This window comes from Streptomyces kronopolitis, from assembly GCF_014646275.1.
Taxonomy (GTDB): Bacteria; Actinomycetota; Actinomycetes; order Streptomycetales; family Streptomycetaceae; genus Streptomyces; species Streptomyces kronopolitis.
This window is the reverse complement of sequence record NZ_BMND01000007.1, coordinates 88,228-100,559: the sequence shown is the minus strand read 5'-3', so window position 1 is coordinate 100,559 and position 12,332 is coordinate 88,228. Positions and strand designations below refer to the sequence as shown.

Here is a 12,332-nt window from a genome sequence, read left to right as displayed (position 1 = left end):
TGCGCCGATCAGGCTAATTCGCTCCCCAACTGTGGTGTGCCGTCAGGGCGGTCACTTCAATCGGTGCTACCGACGGTGGGGTGCCCATCCCCTGTCGGGGGACCAGGGACAACTGCCGTCATGCGGCGATTTTGTCCTGTTCTTCAGGGCACCCCCCGGCAGGCGAACGCGTGCGGGGAGAGTTCTTCCCCTGGCGTGCAGCAGCCCCCACCTCCCTCGTGGAGCCTTCGAAAGGGGCTGTCCAACATGGCACTCGCTCTCACCCTCACACCGTCTTCTGTTGCGGTAGGGGCGTCCTTCACGGCCGCGGTCACCGGTGCCGCACCGGCAGAGGCGATCACCTTCACCTACGATGCGGCGGCGCCGCAGACAGTGCTCGCCGACATCTCCGGGAACGCGTCCGTCACCTTCACCGCGACCACCCCGGGAACAGTGGCTGCCGCCGGTCCGCTCAGTGGGGCCGCGACCGCCACCCTGTCCATCACCGCGGGGACGGACTGCGTGGTCACGCTGACCTCGTCGCCCGCCACCCCGACCGCGGGCCAGCCGGTCACCCTCACCGCCACCGTCACCTGCAACGGCGACGCCGTACCGGGTGCGACGGTCGTCTTCGCCACGGCCGCCGGATCCCTGGGCGTCGGCATCACCGACGGCACCGGCACCGCCAGCGTCACCACCAGCGTGCTGCTCCCCGGCGTCAACCTCATCACGGCCACCGTGATCGCCGCCACCACCACCTGTGTGTGCATCGGCATCTTCGCGAGCGCGAGCGTGACCGTCGCCGCCGCGTCGAACTGCGTGGTTACCCTGACCTCGTCGCCCGCCACCCCGACCGCGGGCCAGCCGGTCACCCTCACCGCCACCGTCACCTGTGACGGCGCCCCGGTGAACGGCGCGACGGTCGTCTTCGCCACCACCTCCGGATCCCTGGGCGTCGGCGTCACCGACGCCCTCGGCACCGCCAGCGTCACCACCAGCGTGCTGCTCCCCGGCGTCAACCTCATCACGGCCACCGTGATCGCCGCCACCACCACCTGTGTGTGCATCGGCGCCTTCGCGAACCTGAGCGTGACCGTCGCCGCCGCATCGAACTGCGTCGTCACCCTGACCTCGTCGCCCGCCACCCCGACCGCCGGCCAGCCCGTGACGCTGACCGCCCACGTCACCTGCGACGGCGTTCCCGTGCCGAACGCGACAGTCGCCTTCGCCACCACCGCCGGGTCCCTGGGCGTCGGCGTCACCTCTCCCCTCGGCGACGCCACGTTGACCACCAGCGCGCTGCCGGTCGGGGCCACCGTCGTGACGGCCACCGTGATCGCCGCCACCACCACCTGTGTGTGCATCGGCATCTTCGCGAACGTCACCGTGAACGTCGCCGCGCCGGTCAACTGCGCCGTGACCCTCACCTCGTCGCCCGCCAACCCGGCCGTCGGCCAGCCGGTCACCCTCACCGCCCACGTCACGTGCGGCGGCGCCCCGGTCGCCGGCGCGACGGTCGCCTTCACCACCACCGCCGGGAACATCGGAGTGGGCACCACCGACGCCTCAGGCAACGCCACAGTGACCACGAGCGCGCTGCCCGCCGGTGCCACCGTGGTGACGGCCACCGTGGCGGCCGCCACCACCACCTGCACGTGCGTCGGGATCGCGGCGACCACGACCGTGAACGTCACCGCGCCCACGAACTGCGTCGTCACCGTCACCTCGTCGCCCGCCAACCCGACCGCCGGCCAGCCCGTGACCCTCACCGCCACCGTCACCTGCGGCGGCGCCCCGGTCAGTGGCGCGACCGTCGTCTTCTCCACCAGCGCCGGAACCGTCGGCGTCGGTGTCACCACCGCTGCCGGCACCGCCACCGCGACCACCAGCGCGCTGCCGGTGGGCGCCACCGTGGTGACCGCCGCCGTGGTCGCCGCCACCACCACCTGCACCTGCGTCGGCATCTCGGCGAACGTGACGGTCACCGTCGCGCCCGCGCAGAGCTGCGCCGTCACGCTGACCTCGTCGCCGGCCACCCCGACCGCCGGGCAGCCCGTGACCCTCACCGCCACCGTCACCTGCGGCGGCGCCCCGGTCAGTGGCGCAACGGTCGTCTTCTCCACCAGCGCCGGGAACGTCGGCGTCGGCGTCACCAACGCCTCCGGCACCGCCACCACGACCACCAGCCTGCTTCCCGCCGGCGCCAACGTCGTGACGGCCACCGTGGCGGCAGCCACCACCACCTGCACCTGCGTCGGCGTCTCCGCGACCACGACCGTGACCGTCGCGCCCGCGCAGAGCTGCGCCGTCACCCTCACCTCCTCCCCCGCCAACCCGACCGTCGGCCAGCCGGTCACCCTCACCGCCACCGTCACCTGCGGCGGCGCCCCGGTCGCCGGCGCGACGGTCCTGTTCAGCACCACCAGCGGACCCATCGGCGTCGGCGTCACCAACGCCTCCGGCACCGCCACCACGACCACCAGCCTGCTCCCCGCCGGCGCGACCGTGGTGACCGCCACCGTGGCCGCCGCCACCACCACCTGCACCTGCACCGGCGTCTCCGCGACCACGACCGTGAACGTCACGCCCCGGCAGAGCTGCGCCGTCACCCTCACCTCGACCCCGGCCAACCCGACCGTCGGGCAGCCCGTGACCCTCACCGCCACCGTCACCTGCGGCGGCGCCCCGGTCGTCGGCGCGACGGTCCTGTTCACCAGCACCTCCGGACCCATCGCGATCGGCGTCACCACGGCCACCGGCGCCGCCACCGCGACCACCAGCCTGCTGCCCATCGGCGCCAACGTCGTCACGGCCACCGTGATCGCCGCCACCAGCACCTGCACCTGCCTCGGCAGCAACGCGACCACGACGGTGACCGTCACCGCGCCGCAGAGCTGCGTGGTCACGCTGGCCTCGACGCCCGCCAACCCGGCCGTCGGCCAGCCCGTCACCCTCACCGCCACCGTCACCTGCGGCGGCGCCCCGGTCGTCGGCGCGACGGTCCTGTTCAGCACCACCAGCGGACCCATCGGCGTCGGCATCACCACTGCCGCCGGCACCGCCACCGTGACCACCAGCCTGCTGCCCGCCGGAGCCAACGTCGTCACGGCCACCGTGATCGCCGGTACCAGCTCCTGCACCTGCACCGGCGTCCTCGCGACCACGACCGTGAACGTCGGCCCGGTGTCCGGACTCGTCGCGCACCCGGCCTGCTACCGGCTGGACTTCCCGGTCCCGCTGTCCGCGCACGCCACGTTCAGTGCGAGTGGCGCGACCCCGGGTTCGACGGTCACGTTCCGCCTGGGCGTCGCCCCCCTCCTCGGCCCCGTGGTGTGCACCGCCGTGGCCGACGCGAGCGGCAACGCCAGCTGCACGGCCACCCTCACCCTCGCGCAGCTGGCCTACGCCACCTACACCGCCACCAGCGGGACGCAGACGTCGACCAACGTCCTGCTGCCCTGCCTCCTGTGACCGCCCGGCGCGCATGCGGCACAGCCGGCACCGTGCCGCCGCCCGCCTGAACCCGTGACACCGGCCCAGGGTCGCTGAGCGGCCCCGACACCACAGCCGTCCCCCGTAACGCAACTACGGGGGACGGCTGTAGGGCCCCAAGGATAGGCCTCCACGAACGGCCGGCGGGCGGTCGACACCCGCACGCCGGCCCGCACCTCACGACCCCGCACAGCACGACCCCGCACCTCACGACAAGGAGACAGGACATGGCCTGCAACTGCGGCGGAGACCGTCAGAGCATCACCGTCTACCAGCTGTTCCTGCCCGATGGCACCGTGCGCCAGTTCCCCACCAAGCAGGAGGCCGACGCCGCCAACGAGCGCGCGGGCGGCACCGGCACCGTCGTCACCATCGGCCAGTAACCACCTTCGCCCCGACGCGAGCGGAACGCGCCGGTCACGGCCGGGCCGCGGCGAGCACCTTCGCCGCGGCCCGGCGGTCCGGCTTCCCGGGGAACTCACGGTGAGAGGACGGACCTTCCCCATGCACCTCGCAGAGTTTCTGCTTTCCCTCGGCGCCACCTGCCGCCTCACCCGATTCATCACGAAGGACACCCTCGCCGCCGGCTTCCGCATCTGGATCGCCAACCGCTTCGGCGACGACTCCAAACCCTCGTACCTGGTCAGCTGCAGCTGGTGCACGAGCATCTGGGTCGCCGCCGCGATGACCGCCCTCACGCACTGGGCCGGTGGCAGCCTCGCGCTGCAACTCGCCACCACCGCCCTGTCGCTCTCCTACGTCGCCGGGCTCGCCTCGCGCTGGCTCGACTGAACATCGGCGCAGACCAGGCGCGCACCCCGGCTCACCGCGACCCGGTGCACCGCCATCAGCGCCTCGGTCAGCTCGACGGTCAGCAGCTGAAGCTCCCCGGACGTCCACCCGCGCCCCGCGAGCACGCACCGCGCCTCGGCGATGAGATCGACGGCCGAGGCGAGCTGTTCCTCCTCGACGGTGTCGGCGACCCGGGACACGTACCCGGACCCGATCACGAAGCACGGGTTCCCGTCCGGGCTCGACCACGGCAGCAGCCGCGCGACAGGATCGGCCATCTCCTCAACTCCCTACTGATGGACACCTGGTGTAGTCAAATCGTCACTGGAACAACGCGACGGGCAATAGAATCGGGGTGCTTGAGTCAGCGGCACTCAAGCCTGCGACCTGCCGCGCCCAGGGCGCGCGCTCCCATCACAAGAGGTCAAAGCGTTGGACGAGACGACCCCACCCGAGCACTTGAATCCGCTACAGCGTTTCGGCCGTGACGTCAGACAGGTACGCCTGGCCCGCAAGCTCACCCAGAAGCACCTGGGCAAGGCCACGGGCTACTCCGAGGGGTACGTCAGCAAGGTCGAGTCCGGCACGATGCTGCCCCGCCCGAGCGAGAAGTTCGCCAAGGGCTGCGACACGGTCTTCGGCACGGGCGAACTGTTCGCCGGCCTGCTGCGACGGATCGACGAGGGCGACCACCCGAGTTGGTTCGTGCCGTATCTGAACCTGGAGCGGAAGGCTTCGCGGATACTCGATTATTCGGCGAACGTGGTGAAGGGAATCCTTCAAACGGATGGCTACTCACGGGCCCTCTTCCAGGGGTACTTCTCCCGTGAGGACGAGGATGCCATTGAGGCCAAGGTCGCCGCCCGATTGCGGCGCCGCGACGTATTCGACCTGAACACTCCTCCCTTCCTGTGGAGCATCCTGCACGAGGCGTGCCTACGAACGATCGTGGGAAGCGCCCAAGTCATGGCCGGTCAGCTTGAGTTCCTGCTGGCGGCGGCCGCTTCACCGCACATCAAGCTTCAAGTGATGCCGTTCTCGGCAGGTGCTCCGGCAGCATCCACGAGACCGTTCACCGTGCTGCGTTTCCCGAACTCCCCCACGGTGCTCTACACCGAGACGCGGGTAGGAGGCAGGATGCATGACTCCGCACAAACGGTCGACGCAGCTTTGGACGATTATGATTTGCTCAGGGCGCACGCGTTGTCCCCGGACCGGTCAGTCACCCTGATCAAGACTCTGCTGAAGGAGTACCGCGCATGAGTGCCGGCTTGGATCTCGCCGCTGCCGAATGGATCAAGTCGTCCTACAGCGACGCCAACGGTGGCCAATGCATCGAGTTCGCCCGCGACTTCACATGGATCAAGTCCTCGTACAGCGGTGGCGACGGCGGCCAGTGCCTGGAGTTCTCCCCCGACCTGACCTGGGCCAAGTCCTCGTACAGCGATGGCGACGGCGGCCAGTGCGTCGAGTTCTCCCGCGATCTCGCCTGGGTCAAGTCTTCGTACAGCGACGCCAACGGCGGTGACTGCGTCGAGTTCTCCCCCGCCCTCACCGAGATCCACGGTGTCGTCCCCGTCCGTGACTCCAAGGACCCCGAGGGTCCGGCGCTGGTCTTCCCGGCGGGTGGCTGGACCTCGTTCGTATCGGCCGTGAAGAGCGGGGAGTTCGCCGCCTGAGCGACGGCTCCCGGATAGCGTCGGCGGGATGCGCATTCTCGTTCTCGGCGGTACCTCCTTCGTGGGCCGCGCCATCGTGGAAGACGCCCTGCGCACCGGGGCCGAGGTCACCCTGTTCGGCCGGGGCAGGACCGGGACGGAGCTGTTCCCGGAGCTGACCCGGCTGATCGGGGACCGGGACACCGGCGACTACACAGCACTGGGCACGGGCAGTTGGGACGCGGTCGTGGACGTCAGCGGCTATGTCCCGCGGCATGTCGGGCAGGCGATGGACGCGCTGGGCGACCGGGTCGGCCGGTATCTGTTCCTCTCCAGCCACGCCGTCTACCGGCGCAAGGGCGTGGGGCCCGGCTCCGACGAGGACACCCCGCGCCGCCCGCCCGTCCGCGACACCGAGGAACTGACCGAGGCCACCTACGGGCCGTGCAAGGTGGCCTGCGAGGACGATGTGCGGGCGCGGTACGGCGCGCGGGCGACGATCGTGCGGGCCGGGAAGGTGGCCGGGCCGCACGATCCGTCGGACACGTTCACGTACTGGGTGCGGCGGGCCGCCCGCGGCGGACGGGTGGCGGTGCCCGCCGACCCGCGGCAGCCGGTGCAGATCATCGACTCCCGGGACCTGGCCCGGCTCGTCGTGCGGCTGCTCGCCGACGACCGTCCGGGTGCCTTCCACGCGGTGGGTCCCGACGAGCCGGTCACGCTCGGCGGGCTGATCGAGACCTGCGCGCGGGCGGCCGGCAGCCGGGTCGAGGTCGTACGGGTGCCGGACGACGCGCTGCCGCTGTTCTTCCCCCTGGTGCGGGACGACTGGGCGACCCAGCAGCGCAGCCCGGCCCGGGCGCGGGCGGCGGGGCTGCCCGCGACCCCGCTGGAGGTGACCGCGGCCGATGTCCTGGCCTGGGACCGGGCGCGCGGTGAGCCGCCGCTGACGGCGGGGTTCAGCCCCGAGGAGGAGCGGGCGCGGCTGGCCCGGCGGGAGGGGCCGTAGGGGTCATCCGTTCGGCACTCCGGGCAGGCGTCCCGTGGGCCGTCGGGGCAGGGTGAAGACGGGTCGATCTCACCGAGGAGCTGCCGCCATGTCCCAAAGGTATCCGGAGATTCTGCTTGACGCCCTGCACAACCGGGGGACGGCCTTCACCACCTCGGAGCGGGCGGAGCTGGGTCTGGCCGGGCGGCTTCCCGACGCGGTCCTCACCCTGGACCAGCAGGCGGCACGGGCGTATGCGCAGATGCGCAACCAGCCGGACGACCTGGCGCGGAACGTCTATCTGGAGCAGCTGCACGACCGCAACGAGACCCTCTACTACCGGCTGCTGACCGACCACTTGGCCGAGCTGCTGCCGGTGGTCTACGACCCCACGGTGGGCGAGGCCATCAAGCGCTACAGCCACGAGTACCGGCGGCCGCGCGGGGTGTACCTGTCGATCGACCGGCCGCAGGACCTGCGCCCGGCCCTGGCCGACCTGGGGCTGGGCCCGGACGACGTGGACATGCTGGTGGTCACCGACGCGGAGGAGATCCTCGGCATCGGCGACTGGGGCGTCAACGGCGTCCAGATCTCGGTGGGCAAGCTCGCGGTCTACACGGCGGCGGCCGGACTGCACCCGGGCCGGTGCATCCCGGTGGTCCTGGACGTGGGGACGGACAACGAGACGCTGCTCAACGACCCCCTCTACCTCGGCGTCCGGCACAGCAGGACCCGTGGCAAGGCCTACGACGACTTCGTCGCTTCCTACCTCGCCACGGCCTCCGAGCTGTTCCCCCGGGCGCTGCTGCACTTCGAGGACTTCGGGCCCGGCAACGCGCGCCGCATCCTGGAGCAGTACAACGGCCGCTACCGGATCTTCAACGACGACCTCCAGGGCACCGGCGCCATCACGCTGGCCGCCGCGATGTCCGCGCTGCGCGTCACCGGGGTCCCGTTCAAGGACCAGCGCGTGATCGTCTTCGGGGCCGGGACCGCGGGCGTGGGCATCGCCGACCAGCTGGTCCAGGCGATGGTCCGGGACGGGCTGGCGCAGGACGAGGCGGTCCGCCGGGTGTGGCTGGTGGACAAGCAGGGACTGCTCACCGACGACATGCGGGACCTGCGGGACTACCAGCGGACCTACGCCCGGCCCGCCGCCGAGGCCCGGCAGTGGCAGGGCAGCGGCGCCGGTCTGCTCGCCACCGTGCACCAGGTGCACCCGACCATGCTGATCGGCACCTCCACGGCGGCGGGGGCCTTCACCCGTGACGTGGTCACCGCGATGGCCGAGCACGTGGCGCGCCCGATCATCTTCCCGCTGTCCAACCCGACCGAGCGCATCGAGGCGATGCCCGCCGACATCCTGGCCTGGACGCGGGGGAAGGCGCTGACCGCGTCGGGCATCCCCGTCGACCCGGTGGAGCTGGACGGCGTGCGGCACGTCATCGGGCAGGCCAACAACGCGCTGCTCTACCCCGGCCTCGGGCTGGGCATCCTGGTCTCGCGGGCCCGGCGGGTGACGGCCGGGATGCTGCTGGCCGCGTCCGAGGCGGTCGCGGCCCAGGCGGAGGTCGGCACCCCCGGCGCCTCCCTGCTGCCGCCGGTGACGAATCTGCGGGCCTCCTCGGCCACCGTCGCGATCGCCGTCGCCCGGGCCGCCATGGCGGAGGGCGTGGCCGACGCGAGCCCGGACGACCTCGTCCAGGCCGTGCAGGACGCCATGTGGCAGCCCACCTATCCGCATCTCAACGGCAACGGCCACCGGAGCACCTCGTGAGCGGCCGGGCCACCACGGCGCAGGCCCCGGCGGTGCACTACGTACCGATCGGCATCGACGCCACCGGCACCCGTACCGAACACGACTCGCTGGGCGCCGTCCAGGTGCCCGCCGACCGCTACTGGGGAGCGCAGACCGAGCGCTCGCTGATCCACTTCTCGATCGGTGACGACCGGATGCCGAAGGCCGTCTACCACGCCTACGGGCTGGTCAAGAAGGCGGCGGCCGAGGTCAACGGGCGGGCGGGCCGACTGGAGCGCTGGCGGGCCGAGTTGATCGCGAAGGTCTCCGACGAGGTGATCAGCGGCGCCCTGGACGCCCACTTCCCGCTCTACGTCTGGCAGACCGGCTCCGGCACCCAGAGCAACATGAACGTCAACGAGGTCATCAGCAACCGGGCCATCCAGCTCCTCGGCGGGACCCTCGGCTCCCGGGAGCCGATCCACCCCAACGACCATGTGAACATGGGCCAGTCGTCCAACGACACCTTCCCCACCGCCATGCATCTGGCGACCGTGGCGGCCCTCACGGACCAGCTGCTGCCGTCCCTGGCGCCGCTCCAGCAGGCGCTCGCCGACAAGGCCGCGGCCTGGCACGACGTGGTGAAGATCGGCCGTACCCACCTCCAGGACGCGGTGCCGCTCACCGTCGGTCAGTCGTGGTCGGGCTACGCGGCCCAGCTCTCCGCGGCCATCGACCGCATCAAGGCCACCCTGCCGGAGCTGTACGGCGTGCCCATCGGCGGCACCGCGGTCGGCACCGGGCTCAACGCGCCCCCCGGATTCGCCGAGGAGGTCACCGCCCAGCTGGCCCGGCTCACCGGGCGGCCCTTCGTCCAGACCCCGAACCGCTTCGCGGCGCAGGGCGGGCTGGACGCGATGGTCGCGGCCTCGGCCGGGCTGCGGGCCGCGGCCGTGGCGCTCATGAAGATCGCCAACGATCTGCGGTGGCTCGCCTCCGGCCCCCGGGCAGGCCTCAACGAGCTGCTGCTCCCGGCCAATGAGCCGGGCAGCTCGATCATGCCCGGGAAGATCAACCCCACCCAGTGCGAGGCCATGGTGATGGTCTGCATCCAGATCATCGGCGAGGACACCGCGGTGGCCTTCGCAGGCAGCCAGGGCAACTTCGAACTCAACGCGATGCGCCCGATCATCACCAACAACGTGTTGCACGGCGCGCGCATCCTCGCCGACGCTTGCGAGAAGTTCCGCGTCTACTGCATCGAGGGCGCCGAACTGCACCGCGCGCAGATCGACGAGAACGTCTCCCGCTCCCTGATGCTGGTGACCGCGCTCAGCCCGGAGATCGGCTACGACAAGGCGAGCGAGATCGCCCACCGGGCCGACCGCGAGGGCACCGGCCTGCGCGACGCGGCCCTGGCCACCGGCTATCTCACCGCGGCGGACTACGACCGGATCGTCAACCCGCGGCGGATGGCGGGGCTTTCGGACTGAGGCAGGGGCACGGGAGGGTGCGTCGGAGGGGGCTGACGGCCGCCCGGACCGTGCCCGTGGGGAGTTCTTAGAACCCTCTTAGACCTGATGCGTATTCAGTTCCCCATGAATCCCAACCCCCTCCACAAGACCACCGGACGCCGGCGCCGCACGCGGGTGCTCGCCGGCTCCCTCGCGCTGGCCGCGACCACCGTGGGCGTCGTCGGATACGGCGTGGCCAGCGCCGGCACCACGGAGGACGACCGCCTCGCGCTCCCCGTCGACGGCGGCACCGCCTTCGTCGACACCGGCTCCCTCGCGGTGACCGCGCGCACCGGCGGCGGGCGGCAGCTGGTGCTGTCCGAGGCGGCCGCGGGCGGGCTCGGCACGCCCGGCCCGGTGACCCGGACGGACAACGGGGCGCGGTGGAGCTACCCCGACAAGGGCCTGCGGGTGACGGCGAGTTCGGAGCGCGGGCGGCTGCGGATCACGCTGACGGCGGACCGCGACGAGTCGGTCGACTGGCCGGTGACCGGCACCGACCGGGCCGCCTCCGCCGTGCAACTCCCGCGCGGCGAGGGACTGGACATCCCGGTCAAGGACGCGTTCTGGAACGCCGGACCCGAGACGGGCGGACTGGCCGGGAGCAGCGTCGACGTGGGCGAGGGCCTCTCGATGCCGCTGTGGGGCTACTCGCTGGGCGGGGCGGACGGCAAGGGCGGCAGCGGCGTCAGCTACCTCACCCCCACCGACCTCGGCACCTCGCTGGGCTTCGCCTCCACCGGCGGCCGGCTGCGCACCACGGCCACCCATGCCTTCGACGCCGGTGAGGGCACCCGCGACTACGAGGTCTCCTTCGCGCTGACCGACGGCAACCCCGTCGCCCCCGCCGCCGACTACCGCTCCTACCTCTCCCAGCACGGCCAACTCGGCAGCCTGCGCCAGAAGATCCAGCAGAACCCGGCCGACGAGAAGCTGCTGGGCGCCTTCCACGCCTATGTGTGGGGCGACGCGCGCAAGGCCGCCGGGGTCAACAAGCTGAAGAAGCTGGGCGTGGACCGGATGTGGCTCGGCTACGACGCCGACGACAACCCCATGAACGCGCAGGCGGTGCGGGCCGCCAAGGCGGCGGGCTACCTCGTCGGCCCGTACGACACCTTCGCCAACGGCCAGGACCCCCAGAAGGCCGACAGCCCCACCTCCCGCTGGCCGGACCGGGTCTACCCCGACTTCTGCGTCCGCAAGGCCGACGGCACCCCGCAGACGGGCTTCGGCAACCGCGGCTGCTACCTCAGCTCGCAGGCCTTCGAGAAGGCCGAGACGGGCAAGCACTACCTCGCCGACCGCACCCGCACGATGGTCGCCGACGGCGCGGACAGCTACTTCCTCGACGTGGACGCGACGGGCGAGGTGTTCCGCGACCACACCGAGGGCCATCAGATGACGAAGGACGGCGACCGGAAGAACCGCCTGGCCCGGATGGAGCGGCTGTCGAAGAACCTCGTCCTCGGTTCGGAGAGCGCCCAGTCGTGGGCCAACAAGGTCCTGGCCTACAACCACGGCGCGGCCACCCCGGTCGACGACCGCCTGTGGAAGCTGGAGAAGGACAAGGAGACCTGGGGCGGCTACGCCCCCGCGAACGCTCCGGGCGCCTTCTTCAAGCCGGTGAAGCTGCCCCGCGACATGGCCACCGCCATGTACGACCCCAAGTACCGCGCGCCGCTGTACGAGACCGCGCTGCACGGCTCGCTGGTCAACGCGGAGCGCTGGGAGCTGTCGTACGACAAGCTGCCGGAGCAGAAGACCGACCGGGCGCTGCTGGCGATGCTCTACAACACCCCGCTGAACTACGTCCTGGACGGCCCGACGCTGGAGAAGAGCGGCCCGGAACTCGCCGCGCTGCAGAAGTACTTCTCGCCGCTGCACCGGGCCGCCGGCACCGAGCAGCTGACCTCGTTCCGCTGGCTGACCGGCGACCGCAGCGTGCAGCGCACGGTCTTCGGCGACGGCAAGCTGACCGTCACCGCCAACTTCGGCAGCACCGCCCACGACGGCCTGCCGGGTGGCTGCGTGGACGCAAAGCTGGACACCGACCGGCAGGCCCGGCGGCTGTGCCCGGCCAAGCTGACCGGCTGAGCTGCTGACCGGCTGAGGGGACGCGGGCGGCCGTCCCCCGCGGCGGTCGCCCTCACACGGCGGCCGCCGCGCCACTG

Annotated in this window: 10 protein-coding genes and 1 pseudogene; 10 read left to right on the top strand and 1 reads right to left on the bottom strand. The window is 71.7% G+C overall.

Translation table 11 applies throughout. The annotated features are described in order from the left end of the window. Positions 1-246: 246 nt before the first annotated feature. The 3 genes from IEY78_RS34810 to IEY78_RS10985 all read left to right on the top strand — a co-directional run bounded on the left by IEY78_RS34810 (position 247) and on the right by IEY78_RS10985 (position 4,263). Positions 247-3,450: a beta strand repeat-containing protein gene (locus IEY78_RS34810; RefSeq protein WP_189097475.1), complete on the top strand. Its 3,204-nt coding sequence runs from the start codon at positions 247-249 to the stop codon at positions 3,448-3,450. A gap of 248 nt (positions 3,451-3,698) precedes the next feature. Then, complete coding sequence (locus tag IEY78_RS10990) at positions 3,699-3,854, top strand: DUF7196 family protein (protein ID WP_189097474.1); 156 nt, start codon at positions 3,699-3,701, stop codon at positions 3,852-3,854. A gap of 121 nt (positions 3,855-3,975) precedes the next feature. Continuing rightward, complete coding sequence (locus IEY78_RS10985; RefSeq protein WP_189097473.1) at positions 3,976-4,263, top strand: hypothetical protein; 288 nt, start codon at positions 3,976-3,978, stop codon at positions 4,261-4,263. Here the strand turns inward: IEY78_RS10985 and IEY78_RS10980 are convergent. Continuing rightward, positions 4,227-4,541 carry a hypothetical protein gene (locus tag IEY78_RS10980; protein ID WP_189097472.1) on the bottom strand — a complete coding sequence of 105 codons (315 nt, stop codon included), beginning with the start codon at positions 4,539-4,541 and terminating at the stop codon, positions 4,227-4,229. The two genes, IEY78_RS10985 and IEY78_RS10980, sit on opposite strands and share 37 nt — an antisense overlap. Positions 4,542-4,695: 154 nt before the next feature. Between IEY78_RS10980 and IEY78_RS10975 the strand changes: the two genes are divergently transcribed. The 7 genes and pseudogenes from IEY78_RS10975 (at position 4,696) to IEY78_RS10950 (ending at position 12,255) form a co-directional block, all read left to right on the top strand. Then, entirely contained in the window at positions 4,696-5,526 is an 831-nt protein-coding gene (locus IEY78_RS10975) for a helix-turn-helix domain-containing protein (protein WP_189097471.1), read from the top strand. After that, a pseudogene (locus IEY78_RS35110) lies at positions 5,523-5,606 on the top strand (DUF397 domain-containing protein); the annotation flags it as partial. The gene IEY78_RS10975 and the pseudogene IEY78_RS35110, both read left to right, overlap by 4 nt. A 57-nt stretch (positions 5,607-5,663) precedes the next feature. Then, positions 5,664-5,942, top strand: a complete 279-nt coding sequence (locus tag IEY78_RS10970; RefSeq protein ID WP_373294121.1) for a DUF397 domain-containing protein — start codon at positions 5,664-5,666, stop codon at positions 5,940-5,942. Between the two features lie 28 nt (positions 5,943-5,970). Continuing rightward, complete coding sequence (locus tag IEY78_RS10965) at positions 5,971-6,930, top strand: NAD-dependent epimerase/dehydratase family protein (RefSeq protein WP_189097469.1); 960 nt, start codon at positions 5,971-5,973, stop codon at positions 6,928-6,930. Positions 6,931-7,018: 88 nt separating this feature from the next. Continuing rightward, the gene (locus IEY78_RS10960) at positions 7,019-8,686 is read left to right on the top strand and encodes an NAD-dependent malic enzyme (RefSeq protein ID WP_189097468.1); all 1,668 of its coding nucleotides are present in this window, start codon (positions 7,019-7,021) and stop codon (positions 8,684-8,686) included. Further along, entirely contained in the window at positions 8,683-10,140 is a 1,458-nt protein-coding gene (gene fumC / locus IEY78_RS10955; RefSeq protein WP_189097467.1) for a class II fumarate hydratase, read from the top strand. The genes IEY78_RS10960 and fumC overlap by 4 nt, the downstream gene beginning before the upstream one ends. Positions 10,141-10,245: 105 nt before the next feature. Further along, positions 10,246-12,255, top strand: a complete 2,010-nt coding sequence (locus tag IEY78_RS10950; RefSeq protein ID WP_189097466.1) for a glycoside hydrolase — start codon at positions 10,246-10,248, stop codon at positions 12,253-12,255. Positions 12,256-12,332: the final 77 nt, after the last annotated feature.